Annotated in this window: 24 protein-coding genes and 1 tRNA gene; 15 read left to right on the forward strand and 10 right to left on the reverse strand. The window is 58.1% G+C overall.

Annotation, left to right across the window (positions count from 1 at the left end; all coding sequences use genetic code 11):
* The first annotated feature begins 11 nt into the window (after positions 1–11).
* The 3 genes from ACRZ9X_RS15340 to rpsI all read left to right on the forward strand — a co-directional run bounded on the left by ACRZ9X_RS15340 (position 12) and on the right by rpsI (position 1,637).
* Positions 12–539, forward strand: coding sequence for a GNAT family N-acetyltransferase (locus ACRZ9X_RS15340; RefSeq protein ID WP_480520356.1), 528 nt, complete (start codon positions 12–14; stop codon positions 537–539).
* Positions 540–686: 147 nt separating this feature from the next.
* The gene (gene rplM / locus ACRZ9X_RS15345; protein WP_480520358.1) at positions 687–1,145 is read left to right on the forward strand and encodes a 50S ribosomal protein L13; all 459 of its coding nucleotides are present in this window, start codon (positions 687–689) and stop codon (positions 1,143–1,145) included.
* A 6-nt stretch (positions 1,146–1,151) separates the two neighbouring features.
* Positions 1,152–1,637, forward strand: coding sequence for a 30S ribosomal protein S9 (gene rpsI / locus ACRZ9X_RS15350; RefSeq protein WP_480520360.1), 486 nt, complete (start codon positions 1,152–1,154; stop codon positions 1,635–1,637).
* A 73-nt stretch (positions 1,638–1,710) separates the two neighbouring features.
* On the opposite strand, the gene ACRZ9X_RS15355 is transcribed toward rpsI, so the two are convergent.
* The 9 genes from ACRZ9X_RS15355 to ACRZ9X_RS15395 all read right to left on the reverse strand — a co-directional run bounded on the left by ACRZ9X_RS15355 (position 1,711) and on the right by ACRZ9X_RS15395 (position 10,513).
* Positions 1,711–2,871: an ABC transporter substrate-binding protein gene (locus ACRZ9X_RS15355; RefSeq protein ID WP_480520362.1), complete on the reverse strand. Its 1,161-nt coding sequence runs from the start codon at positions 2,869–2,871 to the stop codon at positions 1,711–1,713.
* Between the two features lie 23 nt (positions 2,872–2,894).
* On the reverse strand, positions 2,895–4,781 hold the full coding sequence (locus ACRZ9X_RS15360; RefSeq protein WP_480520364.1) for an AMP-dependent synthetase/ligase: 1,887 nt from the start codon (positions 4,779–4,781) through the stop codon (positions 2,895–2,897).
* Between the two features lie 5 nt (positions 4,782–4,786).
* Entirely contained in the window at positions 4,787–5,560 is a 774-nt protein-coding gene (locus tag ACRZ9X_RS15365) for an ABC transporter ATP-binding protein (RefSeq protein ID WP_480520366.1), read from the reverse strand.
* Complete coding sequence (locus ACRZ9X_RS15370; RefSeq protein WP_480520368.1) at positions 5,557–6,321, reverse strand: ABC transporter ATP-binding protein; 765 nt, start codon at positions 6,319–6,321, stop codon at positions 5,557–5,559. Before ACRZ9X_RS15370 ends, ACRZ9X_RS15365 begins: the two co-directional genes overlap by 4 nt.
* Positions 6,318–7,415, reverse strand: coding sequence for a branched-chain amino acid ABC transporter permease (locus ACRZ9X_RS15375; protein WP_480520370.1), 1,098 nt, complete (start codon positions 7,413–7,415; stop codon positions 6,318–6,320). The genes ACRZ9X_RS15370 and ACRZ9X_RS15375 overlap by 4 nt, the downstream gene beginning before the upstream one ends.
* Positions 7,416–7,420: 5 nt before the next feature.
* Entirely contained in the window at positions 7,421–8,296 is an 876-nt protein-coding gene (locus tag ACRZ9X_RS15380) for a branched-chain amino acid ABC transporter permease (RefSeq protein WP_480520372.1), read from the reverse strand.
* A gap of 75 nt (positions 8,297–8,371) precedes the next feature.
* Entirely contained in the window at positions 8,372–9,400 is a 1,029-nt protein-coding gene (locus tag ACRZ9X_RS15385; protein ID WP_480520374.1) for an alcohol dehydrogenase catalytic domain-containing protein, read from the reverse strand.
* A 211-nt stretch (positions 9,401–9,611) separates the two neighbouring features.
* Positions 9,612–10,067, reverse strand: a complete 456-nt coding sequence (locus tag ACRZ9X_RS15390) for a hypothetical protein (protein WP_480520376.1) — start codon at positions 10,065–10,067, stop codon at positions 9,612–9,614.
* A gap of 356 nt (positions 10,068–10,423) precedes the next feature.
* Positions 10,424–10,513, reverse strand: a tRNA-Ser gene (locus ACRZ9X_RS15395).
* A 123-nt stretch (positions 10,514–10,636) separates the two neighbouring features.
* On the opposite strand from ACRZ9X_RS15395, the gene ACRZ9X_RS15400 reads away from it, so the two are divergent.
* From ACRZ9X_RS15400 to ACRZ9X_RS15445, 10 genes are all read left to right on the forward strand, one after another.
* The gene (locus ACRZ9X_RS15400; RefSeq protein ID WP_480520378.1) at positions 10,637–11,479 is read left to right on the forward strand and encodes a DUF2059 domain-containing protein; all 843 of its coding nucleotides are present in this window, start codon (positions 10,637–10,639) and stop codon (positions 11,477–11,479) included.
* On the forward strand, positions 11,479–12,285 hold the full coding sequence (locus tag ACRZ9X_RS15405) for a DUF2059 domain-containing protein (RefSeq protein ID WP_480520380.1): 807 nt from the start codon (positions 11,479–11,481) through the stop codon (positions 12,283–12,285). Before ACRZ9X_RS15400 ends, ACRZ9X_RS15405 begins: the two co-directional genes overlap by 1 nt.
* Positions 12,286–12,504: 219 nt before the next feature.
* Positions 12,505–13,116: a 50S ribosomal protein L21 gene (locus ACRZ9X_RS15410; RefSeq protein WP_480520382.1), complete on the forward strand. Its 612-nt coding sequence runs from the start codon at positions 12,505–12,507 to the stop codon at positions 13,114–13,116.
* An 11-nt stretch (positions 13,117–13,127) separates the two neighbouring features.
* Positions 13,128–13,397: a 50S ribosomal protein L27 gene (gene rpmA / locus ACRZ9X_RS15415; protein WP_010440093.1), complete on the forward strand. Its 270-nt coding sequence runs from the start codon at positions 13,128–13,130 to the stop codon at positions 13,395–13,397.
* Positions 13,398–13,475: 78 nt separating this feature from the next.
* Positions 13,476–13,976 carry a GNAT family N-acetyltransferase gene (locus ACRZ9X_RS15420; RefSeq protein ID WP_480520384.1) on the forward strand — a complete coding sequence of 167 codons (501 nt, stop codon included), beginning with the start codon at positions 13,476–13,478 and terminating at the stop codon, positions 13,974–13,976.
* On the forward strand, positions 13,973–14,581 hold the full coding sequence (locus tag ACRZ9X_RS15425) for a LysE family translocator (RefSeq protein ID WP_480520386.1): 609 nt from the start codon (positions 13,973–13,975) through the stop codon (positions 14,579–14,581). Before ACRZ9X_RS15420 ends, ACRZ9X_RS15425 begins: the two co-directional genes overlap by 4 nt.
* Complete coding sequence (locus tag ACRZ9X_RS15430; protein ID WP_480520387.1) at positions 14,578–15,114, forward strand: GNAT family N-acetyltransferase; 537 nt, start codon at positions 14,578–14,580, stop codon at positions 15,112–15,114. Before ACRZ9X_RS15425 ends, ACRZ9X_RS15430 begins: the two co-directional genes overlap by 4 nt.
* 37 nt (positions 15,115–15,151) lie before the next feature.
* A complete protein-coding gene (gene obgE, locus ACRZ9X_RS15435) occupies positions 15,152–16,186 on the forward strand; it encodes a GTPase ObgE (protein WP_480520389.1) in 1,035 nt (344 codons plus the stop codon).
* Positions 16,174–17,280 (forward strand): glutamate 5-kinase, encoded by a 1,107-nt coding sequence (gene proB / locus ACRZ9X_RS15440; RefSeq protein ID WP_480520391.1) that lies wholly within the window; start codon positions 16,174–16,176, stop codon positions 17,278–17,280. The genes obgE and proB overlap by 13 nt, the downstream gene beginning before the upstream one ends.
* A 39-nt stretch (positions 17,281–17,319) precedes the next feature.
* On the forward strand, positions 17,320–18,582 hold the full coding sequence (locus tag ACRZ9X_RS15445) for a glutamate-5-semialdehyde dehydrogenase (RefSeq protein WP_480520393.1): 1,263 nt from the start codon (positions 17,320–17,322) through the stop codon (positions 18,580–18,582).
* On the opposite strand, the gene ACRZ9X_RS15450 is transcribed toward ACRZ9X_RS15445, so the two are convergent.
* Positions 18,579–19,175 (reverse strand): histidine phosphotransferase family protein, encoded by a 597-nt coding sequence (locus tag ACRZ9X_RS15450; RefSeq protein WP_480520395.1) that lies wholly within the window; start codon positions 19,173–19,175, stop codon positions 18,579–18,581. The two genes, ACRZ9X_RS15445 and ACRZ9X_RS15450, sit on opposite strands and share 4 nt — an antisense overlap.
* 44 nt (positions 19,176–19,219) lie before the next feature.
* Here ACRZ9X_RS15450 and ACRZ9X_RS15455 point away from each other — a divergent pair, with 44 nt between their 5' ends.
* A complete protein-coding gene (locus ACRZ9X_RS15455) occupies positions 19,220–19,402 on the forward strand; it encodes a DUF3553 domain-containing protein (RefSeq protein ID WP_480520397.1) in 183 nt (60 codons plus the stop codon).
* 103 nt (positions 19,403–19,505) lie between these two features.
* The gene (olsB, locus tag ACRZ9X_RS15460; protein WP_480520399.1) at positions 19,506–20,261 is read left to right on the forward strand and encodes an L-ornithine N(alpha)-acyltransferase; all 756 of its coding nucleotides are present in this window, start codon (positions 19,506–19,508) and stop codon (positions 20,259–20,261) included.
* Positions 20,262–20,263 lie beyond the last annotated feature (2 nt).

Raw genomic sequence — 20,263 nt, forward strand, 5'->3', positions numbered from 1 at the left:
AGGAGGGCTTGATGCATCTCCCAGAATTGCGCGGCAGCGGGTTTGTGATCTCCCCCATGATCGAGACCGACTTCGGGCCCCTTTATGCAGCCGCCAGTGACCCTTTGATCTGGGCCGGGCATCCGGCGAAGACTCGGCACGAAAAAGCGGTGTTTCGTCCGTATTTCGATTTCTTGTTGGGGGCAGGGGGCACCGTCACAATTCGTGAAACAGGTGGTCGGGTTGTTGGGTGTTCAAGATACTACGAGCCACCCGAGACGCCCGGCGGGATCGCGATCGGCTATAGTTTCCTTGTGCGGGATCATTGGGGCGGGACCAGCAATGGGGCTGTGAAGACTCTGATGCTGAACCATGCGTTTCAGGACCGGGATGAGGTCTGGTTTCACATCGACCCATCGAATATCCGTTCGCAGAAGGCCACCGCGAAGCTTGGGGCGCATCACATCGACACCCGGCCCCGCGATCTTGGCAATGGCAATGCCATGTGGATGCGGTGGGTTTTGCCCAAAACAGAGTGGCAGAAATATGGGGTAAAGTAATACCTATTTTGTAAGCATCTGTTTTTGCATATTTAAATCTATTCCTGTGTGCTTGACGCGCGCGTGCACACCTCATAAAACCCGTCCATCGAATTCGGGCCGCTCCGTTAGGGGGCGGTCTTTCACATCAAACAGGACTATCCTGCCATGAAAACCTTTTCTGCAACACCTGCAGACATCGACAAGAAATGGATCCTGATCGACGCCGAGGGCGTTGTTCTGGGCCGTCTTGCCTCGATCGTCGCCATGCGTCTGCGTGGCAAGCACAAAGCGTCGTTCACCCCGAACATGGACATGGGCGACAATGTCATCGTGATCAACGCTGACAAAATCCAGATGACCGGCAAGAAGCGTGAAGAGAACTTCTACTGGCACACCGGCCACCCGGGCGGCATCAAGTCGCGCACCAAACAGCAGATTCTGGAAGGTGCACACCCCGAGCGCGTAGTCGTTCAGGCCGTCAAGCGCATGCTGCCGGGCAACCGTCTGGCACGCCAGCAGATGACCAACCTACGCGTTTACGCCGGTGGCGAGCATCCCCACGAGGCGCAAGCGCCCGAAGTTCTGGACGTGAAGTCCATGAACAAGAAAAACACCCGGAGCTAATGACCGATGGCTGATCAGATCAATACTCTCGAAGAGCTGAGCGCCGTCGCAGGCGTTGAAACCGTGGCCGAAGAAGTCATCGTGCGCGAACCCGTGCGTGACGAGCTCGGTCGTTCCTATGCCACCGGCAAGCGTAAAGACGCTGTTGCCCGCGTGTGGATCAAGCCGGGTTCCGGCAAGGTCACCGTGAACGGCAAGGACCAGGACAAGTATTTTGCACGTCCCGTTCTGCAGCTGATCCTTCGCCAGCCGTTCCAGGTTGCCGGTGTGGAAGGTGAGTTCGACGTTGTCGCAACCGTCAAAGGCGGTGGCCTGACCGGTCAGGCCGGCGCGGTCAAGCACGGCATTTCGAAAGCGCTGCAGCTGTACGATCCCAACCTGCGTAGCGCTTTGAAAGCCGCTGGCTTCCTGACCCGCGACAGCCGCGTTGTGGAACGTAAGAAATACGGTAAGCGCAAAGCGCGTCGTTCGTTCCAGTTCTCGAAGCGTTAATTCGCCAAGAACCACGAAAAAGAAAGGGCTCGCACTTGCGAGCCCTTTTTCGTCTCAGACCGCGTTCTTCGCGTCACTCTTCGTAAACGATATTCCAGGCTCCGTTTTCGACAACGCTGACATAAACGGAATCCGCGCCCTGATGGTCGTCCGGCCCATAGGTGATGTGGTTTCCGACCAGCTCATCGCGATAGTCCAGAGACTCCATCGCGGCAATAAAGCTGTCATGGGTCAGGTCCGGACCAGCGGCCTCCAGTGCTTTGACCATCATTTCCGCGGCAGAGTAGCCCAGCATGGCGAAGCCAACAGGATCTTCTCCGGTTGCGGCTTTGTATTCTTCAATGAAAGCGGCGGGGGCGGGCTCATCCGCGCGGGCCCATAGGTCCTGCCACGAAGCCGCCGCGTAAAACCCATCGGTCACGCCGCCCGGAACCTGCGCGACCACGGTCAGGAAACTGGCCGATGTACCGAGGAATTTCATATCCTCCAGCCCCATTTTCTTGGCGGTGCCGACCACGGTGATCACCTGACGCACGCCAAGCGCCATCGTAACGATGTCGCAACCTTCCTCTTTGAGTTTGCTAAGCGAGCCGACAAAATCTGTTTCATCCGGCTTGTGCGTGGTCTCGGCGACAAACGCGATCCCGATTTCCTCGGCACCAGCCTTGCTGCCTTCCAGAATTTCTTCTCCAAAATCCGTGGGCAGGTACATTGTGCACACCGCTTGCGAGTCGAATTGTGCGTTCAGGTATTTCACGCCAACCCGGGCCTGATCAAAATAGGTCGAGAACGAAGTGAACTTGTTCTTCATCGGCTCCTGCAGCATCTGTCGCGCAGCCGTCAGAGGGGCCACATTCGGAATGCCTTTGGGGTCCAGCAGCTTGAATCCGGCCATGTTCATCGGAGTGCCGAGGGATTGCAGCATGGCAAACACCTTGTCGCGGTTCAGCAGCTTGTTATAGCCCTGCATCGCGCGCGGCATCTGATAGCCGTTGTCTTCGACCACAAACCGGATCGTTCGACCGTGGACGCCGCCATTGGCGTTGACCCGATCGAACACGACATTCGCGCCCTTGGTGGCGGGTACACCTACGGCAGCAAAAATACCGCTCAGGTCATTGACGGAACCGATGACGATTTCATCGTCGGTGACGCCCTGGGTTTGCGCCCAGCCCATCGTTCCCCCGGCACCAAAAACAGTCGCTGCAGCCAATCCGTGGATCAGACTCCTCATAATGTTCCTCCCTTTCTATCCAATTATTTATACATGTCTTCAATGAGATGTGCGTGGTTCTTTTCAACCAGATTGCGTTTTAGCTTCATCGTGGCCGTCAGTTCTTCGTCGTCTGCGGACAATAATACATCAATCAGTCGAAAATCCTTGATTTGTTCGACCCGTGCGAATGCCTTGTTGGCGGCTGTGACCTCGGCGCGGATCAGCTCGGTAACCTCGGGTGCCGCACAGAGCGACGCGAAATTCGAGAACGGCACGCGGGCTTCCTGCGCGAATTTCTCGACATTCTCCTGATCGATCATGATCAGGGCCGTCAGATACTTGCGCTTGTCGCCGATAATCACGGCGTCGGACACGTAATTGCTGAATTTCAGCCGGGTTTCGATTTCGGCTGGCGTGATGTTCTTGCCTCCGGCGGTGATGATGACGTCTTTGAGGCGTCCGGTGATCGTGACAAACCCATCGGCATCGACATGTCCCATATCGCCGGTGCGCAGCCACCCGTCGGCTGTGAATGTCTCAGCGGTTTTGGCGTTGTTGCGCCAATATCCCTGAAACACGTTCAACCCCTTGACTTGTATTTCACCCTCGTCCGAAATCCGTAATTCGTTTCCGGGCACTGCCTGCCCGATTGTGCCGATCTTGTTGGCCTCAAGCGTGTTCAACGCGGCAATGCCTGATGTTTCGGTCATGCCAAACCCTTCTACCATAGGCACACCAATGGCCCAGAACCAGCGCAGAAGCTCGGGTGAGATCGGTGCGGCGCCTGATCCGCCTCGACGCAGTTTGTCGAGGCCCAGCATCCGCCGCAGATTGCGCAGAACCAGACGGTCCCAGAGCCAGAAATACGCCGCGACCGGTACGGGTACGGTTTTGTTGTCCAGAATATACGCCGCCCGCGCCGCGCCAGCCTTGAGCGCCATGCCAAAGGCCGCGCGCCCGATCGGAGTGGCTTGTCTGGCCATAAGCTGAACCTGCGAATAGATCTTTTCCCACACACGGGGCACGGCCGTGAATGTCGTGGGCGAAACCTCCTGCAGATTGGCAAAAACCGTTTCGGTGCTTTCGGCAAAATTAACGGTGCTTTTTGCGGCCAGCGGGTAAAAGACGGACACGTCGCGTTCGAGGATATGGCAGAGCGGCAGAAAACAAAGTTGTTCGTCCGTCTCCAGCGCGGGAAGGGACAGCGCTCCGGCCTCGATCGCGGCCATGATGTTCTCGTTGCTCAGCATCGCGCCTTTGGGTTTGCCGGTCGTGCCTGACGTGTAAACCAGAAGGGCGGTGTCTTGAGGCGTCGTTTGCGCAATTTCGGCTTCGAATGCGCCGGGGTCTTCGGCTTCGGCCTGTTTGCCCAATGCGTACAGGTCTGCAATCATCATGCATCGGGGATGGTTCAGGTCGTGCAGCCCTTCGTCGTCGAGAATGATGACCTTAATCAGATCCGGCACGTCCTTCTCGATCTCAAGGAACTTGTCCAGCTGCTCCTCGTCCTCGACGATCAGAACGCGGCTTGCGCTGTCGTTGATAAGGTACTGCAACTGGCTGGCCGAGTCGGTTGTGTAGACGCCGGACGCAATGCCGCCGACACCTTGAATTCCCATGTCCAGCCAACACCACTCTTTGCGGTCTTCCGACAGGATTGACACCACCTCGCCGCGTTTCAGACCTAACTTGCGCAAAGCCAGACCGATCCATTTCGCGTGCTGCCAGTAATCGGCCCAGGAATAGGACTTCCAGATGCCAAAGTCCTTTTCGCGATGTGCTGTGCGCGACCCCAGTTCAGCGCATCTTTTCTGGAACAACTCTGTAATCGTCAGGCAGCCATCCACAAGCAGCGGGCGTTGGCCGGGCGTGGCGTTGAACTGCACACCATTGATCGTTTTCTGCGGGGGCAGGGCGATGGCATCCATCTGGCTTACCTCCACGTCTTCTTGCGTTTCCAGCGTCGGTTTTCACGCGCGCCTTCTTCCTGGACGCCCAGATAGAAATTCCGGATGTCTTCGGACTGCATCAAAGCCTTCGCATCTCCGTCCATTACGATCCGACCGATTTCCATCACATACCCCCGATGCGCCAGTTCCAGCGCCGCGTTGGCATTCTGTTCGACCAGCATCATGGTCATGTTCTGCTCATCATTCAAACGTTTCAGGATGCCAAATATCTCTTGAACCAACAACGGAGACAGTCCCAACGAAGGTTCATCCAGCAACATGACCTTTGGACTGGCCATTAAGCCGCGTCCGATTGCCAGCATCTGCTGTTGCCCGCCGGACAAGGTGCCTGCTTCCTGATTGCGCCGGTCTTTCAAGACCGGAAAATACGAGAACACCAGCTCTCGGTCGTGGTCGATCCGCCCCTTGTCTGACAAGGTGTATGCCCCAAGGCTGAGGTTTTCATCGACCGTTAGTAGTGGAAAAACCTCGCGCCCTTCAGGAACATGGACAATGCCCTGCTGCACGACCTTATGAGGTTCCGACCCTTGAACTTCGCGCCCGTCAAATGTGATCGTACCTTTTTCCGGGTCCATGACACCCGATACCGTTTTCATCAACGTGGTCTTGCCCGCACCGTTGGCGCCCAGAATCGAGACGATCTGGCCCGGGTACACATCAAGCGACACGCCCCGAATGGCCATGATGGGTCCATAAAAGCTTTCGATATTGCGAATTTTCAGGATCGGCTCAGTCATGAGGCTTTCCCGAGATAGGCCTCGACCACCGCCGGATGGGACTGCACATGAGCAGGCGTGCCAAGCGCCAGCATCGCGCCATCGGCCATCGCCAGAACACGGTCCGAGACACCCGAGACCAGCCCCATATCATGTTCGACCATCAGCACCGTGATCCCCATCTGCCGACGGATATCATCGATCCACCAGCGCATGTCGGTGGTCTCTTCGACCGAAAGCCCCGAGGCCGGTTCGTCCAGCAACAGCAGCTTGGGGTCTGTCGCCAGCGCGCGGGCGACCTCGACCACCTTGCGCACGCCGTAAGGAAGGCCCGAGATCATCTTGTCGCGGAACGCCTGAAGATCGAGGAAATCAATGATCTGCTCGACCTTCTCGCGATTCTCGATCTCTTGTCGGCGTGCCGACGGCAGGAACAGGATGTCTGACAGCATGTTGGTTTTGCGGTGACGATGTCGTCCAACCAGCAGGTTCTGCAGGACCGAGGCATGTTCGAACAGCTCGATATTCTGAAAGGTCCGCGCCACTCCGAAGGACGCAACGCCCGAAGGCTTGACCTGCAGAAGATCGTGCCCGTCAAAGCGGATCGCCCCTGCAAACGGGTCATAAAACCGCGAAATCAGGTTGAACACAGTGGACTTGCCCGCGCCATTGGGACCGACGATGGCAAAAACTTCGCCCTCATCGACTGAAAAAGACAGATCATCCACTGCCGTCAGGCCACCAAACTTCAGGGTGACGTTTTGGAACTCCAGCAGGCTCATCTCAGACGCTCCGTCTTGAGGTAGGATTTCTGCTTTTTGAACATATCCTTACGGTAGAAGGGAAACAGTTCGAACCACGTACGGATCTTGAGCCAGCGACCATACATGCCCATCGGCTCGAACAGGATGAAGGCGATCAGGATCATGCCGAAAATGCCGAATTCCAGCCCCGGTATCGCGACGGTGTTGCCGCCAAAAATCGCACCGACATATTCTTTCGAGATAGACAGAAACTGCGGCAGGAAGCCGATCACCATCGCCCCCAGAAATGCACCATGGATCGAACCCAGACCGCCGATCACGATCATCATGAGCAATTGGATCGAGATCACAACGCTGAAGGTTTCGTTGTTGAAGGCTCCGGCAAACAGCCCCATCAAGGCACCCGCCCATCCCGTAATCGCGCAGGACAAGGCGAACGAGATCATCTTGGTACGGGCAAGATCGACACCCATGGCCTGTGCCGAAACCTCGGAATCCCGAACGGCGATGAAGCTGCGCCCAAGGGGCGAGCGCAGCAGATTGATGTATCCCAGCGTCACGATCACGGCGACCGACAGAACCAGCCAGAAGAACAGGTTGGGCGTGGCCCAGCGGTCGACCAGAACGCCGAAAATCTCAACCCCGCCAAGGAATTTCCCGGCGACGCCACCGGTGATCGGTTCCGCCAGAACGATGATGTCATCCATCAGAACCGACAGCGCCAATGTGAAGATCGCCAGATAAATCCCATGCAGACGCAGGGCAGGGATCGCCACCGTGACCCCCGCGATACCGGTGATGACCCCGGCCAGCGGAAAGGCGATCAGGAAGGGCACGCCGGATTCGATCAGCACGACATTCGCATAGCAGCCCACGGCCAGAAACGCCGCGTGGCCCAGGCTGGCCTGACCCGTATGGCCGGTCAGGATCATCAGCCCAAGGCCTGCAATCGCCCAGATCAGGACGTTTGTCAGCTCTCCCAGATAAAATGCGTCCAGCCACAGCGGGGCGGCGGCAACCACCGCGAGCAGGATCAGATAGAGGCAAAGCTGATAGCCATCCTTCCAGGGGCGGATATCCTGCATGTAATTGGTTTTGAATACAATCCTCATGGCGTTCAGACCTTCTTGACCCTGACCTGACTGAACAAACCGTGTGGGCGAAAGATCAGAACGGCCAGAAGCAAAGCGTAAGGCGCAATCTGGCTGTACCCGGCAGCGATATACCGGCTGGCGAAGGGTTCGATCACACCGACGATGAGGCCTCCGGCCAATGCGCCGGGCAGGCTGCCAAAGCCTCCGATGACTGCAGCGGCGAAGGCCTTGATGCCCAACAGTCCCGTGGTCGGATCGACAGATCCCTTGGCCGCGAACAGAATGCCCGCAATGCCGGCAACGACCCCGGCCAGAGCCCAGATAAAGCCCTGAACCCGTTTCACGGGAATGCCCATGTAATACGCCGCCAACTGGTTTTGAGATGCGCCCTGCATCGCAAGACCCAGTTTTGTTTTGCTGAAAAACACATACAGGCCCCAAGTCAGCAGGATGGTGACAACAATCACGGCCACATCTTCCATGCCCAGCACCAAGCCGCCAAATCGGACCTCTTTCCCGGCCAGCGGGTTTTGCAGGGTTTGGGGTTCGTGGCCCCAGATCAGGCCTGCCACGAAGCGGATGACAAAGCCCAAGGCAATGGTCAGGATCACCACGGCAACCTGACTTTCTCCGAACAGACGGCGAATGATCAGGCGGTCGATCAGATATCCAAGCGCACCCATGATGGCCAATGAGATCGGCAAGGCCAGAAGAAACGGCAACCCCATATATTCGGTGTTGGTCAGACCGATCGTGACAAACGCCCCCAGCATCATGAAATCGCCCTGCGCGAAGTTCACCGCCTCGGTCGCCTTGTAAATCAGCACAAAGCCAAGGGCGATCAGGCCATAGACACAGCCATTCGCCAGCCCGCTAATCAGCAGCTGTGCGTTATCCAAACTCACCCTCCCATGCCGTTATGTCCGGCCTGTTTGACGCCCCGGATTCTGTCCGTCTTTGCAGGTCTTATGCCATTATGGCGTGATAATCACCTTGCCGTCACTCTTTTTCAGCGCGCGCGCCAGATCGGCCACCACATTGCGCAGAGACAGGTGCCCGGACACGTCAGTTTTCCAACGTCCATCGGCAAAACGCGCCTGCACCTCGGCAATGACGCGCATCTGATCTTCCGGCGGCGTGGACATCATCCACTGAGTCAGCCAGAACCCTTCGATCCGCTTGTTCATGAAAATCAATTGCCCGGTCTGGGTCAGTTGCGGAAACTCGGTGCTGAGCTTTCCGTAACAGATCCATCTGGCCCGATTGGGCATGGCGCAAAAAACCTGTTCAGACAGTTGATCTGCCACGGCATCCAAAAACACGCGTGGTTTCAGTTCCGCACTGATAGCCGCGAATTTCTGCACTACGTCCGGGTCAGAGGTGACCAGAACCTCGGTCGCTCCCAGGGCCTTCAGCGGCGAAACCGCTTCGGCACGACGTACAAGAGCGATGGATTTCAACCCCAGATCGCGGCCAAGGCTGCACATCAGCTTGCCCAACTGGCTGGTCGCAGCAGATACGATAAAGGCATCGCCCGCCTGTCGCGCGATATCCACCATGGCCATCGCCGTCAGTGGGTTGACGATCTGTGCAGCACCATCCTCGTCCGAGATGTCAGACCGGAGGGGGATGCACATCTGGGCCTGCGTGACCACATATTCTGCCCATGCGCCTGAACCCGCCGCGACGAAGGCGACGCGCTTGTCTTGCAGGCCCTCGGCACCAGCCCCTGTGGCAACCACATCACCACATCCCTCGAACCCCGCTGCCGCGCCTTTGACTCGGGGTTGGCCATATTCGCCTTTTATAAAATGGATGTCCGAAGGGTTAACCGAGGCTGTTCGCAGCCGGATCAGAACCTGTCCCGGCCCGGGTTGCGGCAACGGTAGTTCGGCATCTGCCAGCCAGTCCGAAGCGTTGTCAAGCGTCGGCCCGGATGCTGTCGCTGCGTATCCCTCATGTGTCTGAACAACGGCGAACATTGTGGATGGCAGGGAAGTCATATGTGTATCCTTGGTCTGCAGACAATAAGGTTTTGGCGAATTCGGAACGGGCGTTCAGTGCATTGTCGTGGTATCCGAGCGCCCGGCTGTGCGTATTGTGCAAACCAAACAAATGGAAGCGTGAGCGTCAATCGCGTGCAGCCCTAACGTCGCGGAATTGCCCTACGGCGAAATGGTGGGACGGATTTAAATCACCCGTCCATACCTTCATTTATTGTGAAGACAGATAGTTGCGAAGTTCCAGAATCTTTTCGGCGGCCAGATCTGGGGAGGCCTTGATGTCTTCCAGAATCCGGATCACCCGGGTTTTGACGTCTTGCGCCAGAGCACTGTCCTGAACGGATGCAATCATGGCATCATAGTCAAGCTCTTGCGCTGTCAACAGACCGTCTTGCACCCAGCTGTTGAGCAGTTCCTGTCCCTGAGCCGCCAGAGCCGCAACCTGATCCTGGGCCTCCGCTGCGGCGTCTGCGCCTTGCTGCGTCGCTGCGTCAACCGCCGCGCTGGCGGCCTCCTGAACGGCGCTTGCAGCTTCGGATACCGCGTCACCGGCATCTTCCGCCGCCGATTGCAGTTGTTCAGACGGAGTGGGTTCGGGTTGGGTTGCGTAGAAATAGGCACCGACACCTATGACTGCGATGATTGTAATAATGATTAATCGCGACATGCTGATCTCCTTCCGCGAAAATGTGTCGCCAGATGATTTGAAAATATCTGATAACAAAGGGGAAAACTCCCAATTTGAAATCACGGCATAGTTTTGAGCCACGCGACGCTGATCGCCGCACATTCGCGTGGCGGATTCATGCCATGAGCGAGGAAACTGAGCTTGCGCCGCTGGAACGGAAAGACACGTGGGCTTGATCACGTTCGGACCTTCTCGGTCTTGAACGGTGTTTTAGCGCAACGATCACAGAGGCAGCACAGGGTGTCATAATATGACACCTTTGACTCCAGATTACCGCTACAACGGGAATCGCGGCACGTCCTTAACGCGATAATAGTGTTTTTTCAACGAGATAGTGGCGGAGAGACAGGGATTCGAACCCTGGGTGGGCTTGCACCCACAACGGTTTTCGAGACCGCCCCGTTCGACCACTCCGGCACCTCTCCGCGGGGGTCTGTGAAGGGGGGATTTAGTGAGGAACGGGCAGGGGTGCAAGCAGAAAATTCCCGATTTTCAAGATAGAAGGATTTTCCATTGCCAGCGGGCTGAAATCTCCTACGCTGTTTGTCATGACCCAACACATTCGCACATACACCCTGAACCTCTGCATCGCCATCTTCGCCCTGTGCTGGACTGTTTCGGAAACGCACGCCGCCAGCCGTGAACGGATTGAGGCGTTTTTGACCACGACCGGCTTTGACGTGGCGCTGGAAAGCATTGCGTTTGCGTCGGCCTCGGCACCGGACATGCTGGGGATTGACGCGGATGGGTTCGGCTCGGACTGGACGCGCCTGACGAATGAGGTGTTCGACACCGAAGCCATGCACGAAACCGCTGTGTCCATCCTTGAACAAACCCTCAGCGATGAGGCGCTGACCCATGCGGTCACATTCTATGCCAGCGATCTGGGACAACGGCTGGTCGAGGCAGAAAACGCGGCGCATATGGATGATGACGACGAAGCAAAACAGTTGCAGGGACAGAAAATCGTCTCGGAGCTGATCAAGAACGGCTCGGAGCGGGTGGAAAGTTTCAAACGGATGAACCGGGCGGTGGATGCCAGCGGCACCTCGCTGCGGGCCTTGCAAGAGATTCAGGTGCGGTTCCTGCTGGCCGCCAGCGCGTCCGGGGTAATCGACCTGCAACTGAGCGGTGACGAGCTGCGCGAAAGGATGAAGCGGAACGAGGCCGATATGCGCCGGTCGCTGCAATTGTCGGCTTTGGCGGGATCAGCCGCTACGTACAAGGACTTCTCGGATGACGAAGTCGATGCCTATGTCGTGGCATTGGAGCACCCGTTGATGCAGGAAGTCTATGAGCTTCTGAATGCTATCCAATACGAGATCATGGCGATGCGGTTCGAAGTTCTGGCCGCGCGGATGTCCGAACTGCGCCCGGCGCAAGACATCTGATGCGCGCGTTTACCATCTCTTTGATCTGCGCGGTCTGGGCTGTGTCGGCATCGGCCAATCCCAATGTGGATCGGTTGATGGAAGCGATGCAGGTGCCCGCCTTCATGGAGATCTTGAGTGACGAAGGGCGGGAACAGGGCCGCATGATGAATGAGGGGCTGCTGGGCGGTTCGGGCGGTGCCTATTTCGCGGCACAGGTGGCCGATCTTTATGACCCTGAACAGATGACGGCGCAAATGGCTGAAACCGTTGGTCTTCACATGACGGAGGCGCAGCTTGAACAGGCAGCGATCTTTTTTGAAAGCGATTTGGGGCAGACCATCGTGTCATTGGAAAACTCGGCCCGTCGCGCGATGGGGGAAGACACCATCGAAGACATGGCGCGGTCGACCTATCAGACCGTGGATACGGACAGCGCTTTTTATCAGCTTGTGGACGAGTATATCCGGGTCAACGATCTGATCGACCAGAACGTGCGCGGCACAATCAGCGCGGATTTCAGCTTTTATCGCGGTCTTTCATCAGGGCCGGGCGTGCCGGCGGATGATGAGGCGATCCTGAGCGAACTTTTGTCAAACCAGGACAATACCGAAGAAGAAACCACGGAATGGATGTATGCGTTTCTCCTGTTGGCCTATCAACCGCTGAACGAAGGTCAACTGCGCGAGAACATCGCCTTTTCCAGAACCGACACCGGCCAGGCTCTGAACCATGCCTTGTTCGAGGGATTCGACTCTTTGATAAATGACATTTCCTACCAGCTCGGTGCGGCGGTTGCGCAAGCAATGCGGGCCTCGGATTTGTGATGTTCGTTTAGGGTTGACTTTGCCCCCTATTGTTTGGATAAGCCCGCATCCCGGCCGGTTCTTCCGCGCCGGGTCTCGTTATTATTTGACCCAAGGCGTGCGCCTCAGGGTCTTCACACAGCCCGAAAAGGGCGCGCTGTTCGAGGTGGCTTTCAAGTTTCTTGGAGCCAAAACTCCCAGACGGGGACCACAGAACGCGGTTGGACAAAGGAAAGACGCATGTTTGCGGTCCTCAAGACTGGCGGCAAGCAGTACAAGGTTCAGGCGGGCGATGTGCTCCGCGTTGAAAAGCTGGCTGCCGACGCAGGTGAAAAAGTTCAATTCAACGATGTTCTGATGCTGGGCGGTGACGCTCCGGTTGTTGGCGCACCTTTCGTTGAAGGCGCTGGCGTACAGGCCGAAGTGATCGAACAGATCAAAGGTGACAAGGTCATCAAATTCGTCAAGCGCCGTCGTAAGCACAGCTCGAAGCGTACCGTTGGCCACCGTCAGAAACTGACTCTGGTCAAAATCACCGACATCCTGTCGTCGGGCGCTGACAAGTCGGGCATCAAAGCTGCAACCGGCTCTGCTCCGGCTGGCACCGCAGCACCTGCTGCAAAGCCTGCCAAGAAAGCCGAAGCCAAAGCAGAGGCACCTGCCGCTGCTGCCGCTGACGATCTGACCAAGCTGAACGGTGTCGGCCCTGCCGCTGCCAAAAAGCTGGTTGAGGCCGGTATCGAGAGCTTTGCCGCTCTGGCCGCCTTGTCGGATGAGCAGATTGCTGCTATCGACACCGTCAAAGTGAAACCCGAATGGGTTGAGCAGGCCAAAGAACTGGCTCAAGGCTAAGGAGAGAGAGAATGGCACATAAAAAAGCTGGCGGTTCCTCCCGTAACGGTCGCGACTCAGCAGGTCGCCGCCTTGGCGTGAAACTCTATGGTGGCCAGGCGGCCATCGCAGGCAACATCATCGTACGTCAGCGCGGCACCAAGTTCTGGCCGGGCGAAGGCGTGGGCATGGGCAAAGATCACACAATCTTTGCAACTGTCGATGGCGCCGTGAAGTTCCACAAAGGCCTCAAAAACCGCACCTTTATTTCGGTCCTGCCAGTGGCGGAGGCCGCAGAGTAAGCCGAAACCCATAAGGTTTGAAAAAGCAGGGGATCGGTAGAAATACCGGTCCCCTTTCTCGTTTTCAGGAGTGGTCTTATGACCGAAGTGATCACAACAGAACGTCTGGTCTTGCGTCGTTTTCGGCGTGACGACTCGGCGCGTCTGGTCGCGCTTCTGAACGACATGGATGTGGTGCGGTGGTTGACTGTCGTTCCGCATCCCTATGGCCCCGAGGATGCGTCGGCTTTCATCGAAACGATGGCTGACGAACAGGATGCGTTTGCGATCACAAATGATGACACGCTGATCGGCTGTATCTCGATCGGCAATCAGCTGGGATATTGGGTCGGGAAGCCCTCATGGGGACGGGGATTTGTGTCCGAGGCCGCTCGGGCGATGGTCTCGCGTCACTTCCGGTCTGATGTGCAGGTGCTTAGGTCTGGCTATCACGAAGGTAACGCGCGGTCCGCAGCAGTTTTGAACCGGCTTGGATTCCAGCCCGGCGGGCAGCATCGGGCGACAGTGCGCTCGACCAACGAAGACGTGATCATACAAGACATGCAGTTGACGCGGACCGCGTGGGAGGCGCTGCAGTGACCGTCGCAACCACCAGTTTCCTGATCTTTGCCGCCAGCCAGGTCGGCACGCCGGGACCGGCCAACATGGTCCTGCTGGGCACCGGTGCGCGCTATGGCTTTCGGGCTGCGCTGCCCTTTGTCGGTGGGGTCATACTGGGCAAACAATTGATCATCTGGCCGGTCGGATTTGGCCTGATGCAGATGGCCGATCAGGCGCCGCTGGTGTTCGCGGTCCTGAAATACGCGTCGGCCGCTTATATTTGCTGGCTGGCCTGGAAAATCGCCAATCTGCGGTTGTCCCGCGGGACCAGCCCGCGCGATGTACCCGGGTTTTGGGCGGGTTTGATCGTACACCCGCTGAACCCAAAGGCCTGGGCTATGATCATCGCCGGATTTACCGGATTTGTTGCGGCGGGAACGCCAAGCGTTAACGCCACGTTCACGATTGCTCTCTGTTTATTGCTTTGTCAGGCGGTTTTGCACCCGATCTGGACCTTCGCGGGGGATCGGATCGCCCATGCGGTTGAAGGACGGCCTGCGGAAAAATATCTGATGTGGACACTGGCCGGCCTAACGGTTGCGTCCGTATTTTTTGTGTTGTTCGGAGGAGGAACGCATTCATGAAACTTGAGACGATAATAAACCAGCCGGTCATCGAAACCGAGCGGTTCGACCTGCGCCCTCTGCGTCGGTCGGATATGGGTCTCATCGAGCATTATGCAGGCGACGAGCGCGTGGCGCGCATGACCACTCGGATTCCACACCCATTGCCACCCGGCTCGATCGAAGCGTTCGTGACCCGTTCGATGGCTGAAGACCGGGACGAGGATGTCTGGGCAATGGATGCTACTAAGGAGGATGGCCCCGAGTTGATTGGCCTGATCTCGCTGACGCGGTTGGATCGCAACCAGTCCGAGGTGGGCTATTGGGTCGCTCCGGTTTATTGGAACACCGGCATCGCGTCGCTTGCGGTTGAGGCGTTGGTAAATGCCAACCCGTTGGAAAACGCGAACATGTTCGCGAGCGTCTTTCAGGATAACCCGGCCTCGGCGCGGGTGCTGACGCATTGCGGTTTTGAATACCTTGGTGATGCAGAAACCTATTCGGTGGCGCGCGATGCGAATGTGCCCACCTGGACCTATACCAAGAAACTCTGACTTGTGGCCGATGGGGCCTTTGCAGTAGGGGACAGTCATGAAATTTCTCGATCTTGCAAAGGTCTACATCCGGTCCGGGGCCGGAGGTGGCGGTTGCGTCAGCTTTCGGCGCGAAAAGTACATCGAATACGGCGGTCCTGATGGCGGGGATGGCGGTAAAGGCGGCTCGGTCTGGGTTGAGGTTGTGGACAGCCTGAACACTCTGATCGACTTCCGTTATCAGCAGCATTTCTTCGCCAAGAACGGCCAGCCCGGTCGCGGCCAGCAACGCACCGGCAAGGATGGTGACGACATCATCCTGCGCGTACCGGTGGGCACCGAGATTCTGGACGAAGACGAAGAGACCGTCATCTGCGACCTGACCGAGGTTGGCCAGCGTGTGCTGCTGGCCAAGGGTGGCAATGGCGGTTTCGGCAACCTGCATTTCAAATCGGCGACCAATCAGGCGCCGCGTCGGGCCAATCCGGGGCAGGCGGGGATCGACCGCACCATCTGGCTGCGCCTGAAACTGATTGCGGATGTGGGTCTGTTGGGTATGCCGAACGCGGGCAAATCGACCTTTCTGGCGGCCACGTCGAACGCGCGGCCCAAGATCGCGGACTATCCGTTTACCACGCTGCACCCCAATCTGGGCGTGGTCGGCGTGGACAATGTGGAATTCGTCGTCGCCGACATTCCCGGTCTGATCGAAGGCGCTCATGAGGGCAGGGGGATCGGAGATCGCTTTCTGGGCCATGTGGAACGCTGTGCTGTCCTGTTGCATCTGGTCGATGGCACTTCGGACACGGTGGGAGATGACTATCGCACCATCATCCACGAGCTTGAGGCCTATGGCGGAGAGTTGGCCGACAAGCCGCGCATCACCGTCCTGAACAAAGTTGATGCGCTGGATGATGAGGAACGCGAACTGGCCAAGGCCGAATTGCAAGAGGCCGTCGGCGGCCCGGTCATGACCATGTCCGGCGTCGCGCATCTGGGTGTGACCGAGGTGCTGCGCGCCCTGCGTGCCCGGATTGACGACAACCGCGTGCGCCATAAACCCGCTGAGGAGGCCACGCCTTGGCAACCCTGACGCAGGCCCGCCGCCTTGTGGTCAAGATCGGGTCGGCCCTTCTGGTCGACCGGAATACGGGATTGCTGAGATCGGACTGGCTGAAATCGCTGGCGCAGGACGTGGCCTGGCTGAAAGGTCAGGGCACGGATGTCGTGCTGGTCTCGTCCGGATCAATCGCCCTGGGGCGCGGCGTGTTGGACCTACCGATGCAGAACCTGCCTTTGGAACAGTCTCAGGCCGCCGCGGCGGTTGGTCAAATCAGGCTGGCCAGAGCCTATGAGGAGGCTCTGACGCCGCATGAAATCAAAACCGCACAAGTGCTGGTCACGCTGGAGGACAGCGCGGACCGACGGAGATATCTGAATTCACGCGCGACGCTGGAAACCCTGCTGGGGCTTGGTGTCGTTCCGATTGTCAACGAAAACGATACAGTCGCCACGGATGAGATCCGATATGGCGACAATGACCGGCTGGCGGCGCAGATTGCCGTGACCATTGGGGCGGATCAATTGATTCTGCTGTCGGATGTTGATGGTTTCTATTCCGGCAATCCCAACGAGGACGCCTCCGCCACCCGCTACGATGTGATCGAACAGATCACGCCCGAGATCGAGGCCATGGCAGGCGACGCCGGATCAGGTCTGTCCAAGGGTGGCATGAAGACCAAACTGTTGGCCGCCAAGATGGCGACGGCTGCGGGATGTGATATGGCGATCACCGAGGGATCGCCTTTGAACCCATTGAAAACGCTTGAAAACGGCGCGAATTGTACTTGGTTCACGGCGACGCTTGATCCGCATGCGGCCCGGAAGCGCTGGATTTCGGCCATGAAACCGCGCGGCGAAATCGTGATTGATGACGGTGCGGCCAAGGCGCTTTCCAATGGCAAAAGCCTGCTGCCTGCTGGCATAGTCGAGGTCACCGGAGACTTTGGCCGGGGCGATCCGGTGGCTGTTCTGGATGCGCAGGCCCGCAGGCTGGCGCAAGGGCTCAGCCGCTATACCGCGCAGGAAGCGGACGCGATCAAAGGGCGGAGATCGTCCGAGATCGAGGCGACGTTGGGCTATCCCGGCCGGGCGGCGCTGATACATCGCGATGACCTGGCGCTGTGATGGCCCAATTGGATATACTGAGACCGAAAGGCGCTTGAGATGAAGGATTTTGACAATATTCCCGCAATGATGGCTGACCTTGGTGCACGCGCCAAAGGGGCCTCGGCCGAGCTTGCCTTTGCCAGTGCCGAACGCAAGCACGCAGCGCTGATCGCCGCCGCCGAAGCCGTCTGGAACAACCGTGCGGACATCATTGAGGCCAACAAAAAAGACCTCGAATTCGGACGTGATAAGGGCCTGAGCCCGGCCATGATGGACCGCCTGATGCTGGACGAGGCCCGCGTGCAGGGCATGGTTGACGGGCTGCGGACCGTGGCCGATCAGCCCGATCCGGTGGGAGAGGTGATCGCCGAATGGGACATGCTCTCGGGCCTGAACATTCAGCGCGTGCGCACGCCGCTGGGTGTGATCGGCGTAATTTATGAAAGCCGCCCGAACGTAACGGCGGATGCAGGCGCGTTGTGTTTGAAGTCCGGCAATGCCGTGATACTGCGCGGCGGGTCCGAGAGCTTTCATTCCTCGGGCGCGATCCACGCCTGTCTGGTCGAGGGGCTGAAAACGGCCAACCTGCCCGAGGATGCCATTCAGCTTGTGCCCACCCGCGACCGTGCGGCGGTGCAGGAATTGCTGACCATGACCGACTATGTGGACGTCATCGTTCCGCGCGGTGGCAAAGGTCTGGTCGGTCTCGTGCAGCGTGAAGCGCGGGTGCCGGTTTTTGCCCATCTTGAAGGCATCGTGCATATCTATATCGACAAGGCTGCTGACCCGCAAAAGACCCTCGACGTGGTGCTGAACGCCAAGACCCGCCGCACCGGGATCTGCGGCGCAGCTGAATGCCTGCTGATCCATCAGGATGTCGTCAATACTCTTGGCCGCGACGCGATCGCCGCGCTGCAAGCAGCCGGGGTTGAGGTTCACGCCGAAGGGGCGCTGGCAGTTGAAGGTACCGTCGCCGCGACCGAGCAGGATTGGGGCAAGGAATATCTCGACAGCATCATCGCCGCCAGACCGGTCGCAGATGTCGATGCCGCAATTGCCCATATTCGCCAATACGGATCCAACCATACCGACTGCATAATGACCGAAGATGCTGAGGCGGCGGCGCGGTTCTTTGAACGGCTCGACAGTGCGATCCTGATGCACAACGCTTCAACTCAGTTCGCTGATGGTGGTGAATTCGGGATGGGAGCCGAGATCGGCATCGCGACCGGCAAGATGCATGCACGCGGGCCAGTGGGCGCGGCGCAACTGACCAGCTTCAAGTATCTGGTTCGCGGCAACGGAACCGTGCGCGCCTAAAAGCGGATAGCCACGCGGGTAGAGGTGGTGTCCACCGCCACCCGTCGCCCCATGGAAGCTGCCGTTTCGGGCAGCAACGCGAATTGAACCTGTGCCGGGGTCACCTTGTTGACGAACCGGCCGGACGCAAGACCCTTCCAAAGCTCGGGCTCAATGTTCAGCTTGTCTGCTGTTCCGGTCACGTTCCAGTTTTTCCCAGTGGTCTGAATGTTCACCTGACCACCAAAGGGCATGGCGCTTTCGCAGCACATTACTGCGAGAAACACCAGTTTCACCTGATTGCGCGGAACAGGTTCGGTCAGGTTCCAGTTGACGCGTACACGCCCGACGCCAGCCACATCCTGCAAAAGCTCGGCAATTTCCCCCTTTCCCAAAGGTTGATCGCCAGCACCGCCAAAGGCCACGCGAAAGAACCTGATCCGGGCTTTGGCGCTGCCCACACTGCCGGTGATCAACTCCATCTCAGGCCCATGTGCGGCGCCGACCATTTCCAGCAGTTCCAACCCGTTGGTGATCGCCCCGATGGGACTGATCAGATCATGACAAATCCGCGACCCGATCAATTCGGCCAGGTTGACGTCCGTACCGCTCATGCGTACCTCCTGATACGATCTGCCGCCGGACCCGGAGCCCAGCCATGTCAGACCTCAATGCAATTCTTGCACCGGGCATGTATGTCCGTCACCCCGACTACCCCGACTGGGGCGTTGGACAGGTACAGTCCAACATCGGCGGCAAGATCACCGTTAACTTTCGCGAGCAGGGGAAAGTGGTGATCGACGGGACACGCATCGCCCTGATGCCGGTCTTTGATCCGTGAAACTGGTTTAGGAAAGGTTAACAACCTTGGCCAGAGCTACGGCAGTTGCCTTCCGCCGAAAAACTGAGGTATCAGCGCGCAGAAGCAAGAACGGACACAGCACATGCCGGATGCAGGCCCCTCATTCACCGTGAAACTCGCCGAGACCGAGGTCGAGCTGAAGGCCGCTCAGCGGCTGCGCTATGATGTCTTTGTTCGCGAACTGGGCGGCGGTGGTGACTTGGTCGACCACGCATCCGGCCTGGAGCAGGACCGCTTTGACCCCTATTTCGACCACATGCTGGTCTATGACAACTCAACCGGCAAAGTTGTTGGCGTTTACAGACTGTTACCGGGCGAACGTGCAGCGGAACTCGGGCAGTTCTACTCAGAAGATGAATACGATCTGACTGTTCTGAAGAACAGCGGGCGCAAGTTGCTGGAACTTGGGCGGTCCTGCGTTCATCCCGACTATCGCGGAGGTACGGCGCTGTACCATCTTTGGAACGGTCTGGGGCGGTATGTGGCCGAGCACAAGATCGAGGTTTTGTTCGGCGTCGCCAGTTTCCACGGCACCGATATTGAGGCATTGGCCCAACCGCTGTCCTTGCTTCACCACAACCATATTGCCCCACCAGAATTGCGCGTGCGCGCCCAGCCCGGCGTGTTTCAATCCATGGATCTGGTTGCACCCGACGACCTGGACCGTCGCGCAGCGATGGTGCAGGTTCCCGCCCTGATCAAAGCCTATCTGCGGTTGGGAGGTTACGTGGGCGAGGGCGCGTTCATCGATCACAGCTTTAACACCACCGATGTGTGCCTGATCCTCGACACGGCACGGATGAACGAGCGACAGCGCCGTATGTATAGCGGGGCGTAATC

It is taken from the genome of Ruegeria sp. AL1 (assembly GCF_056540905.1).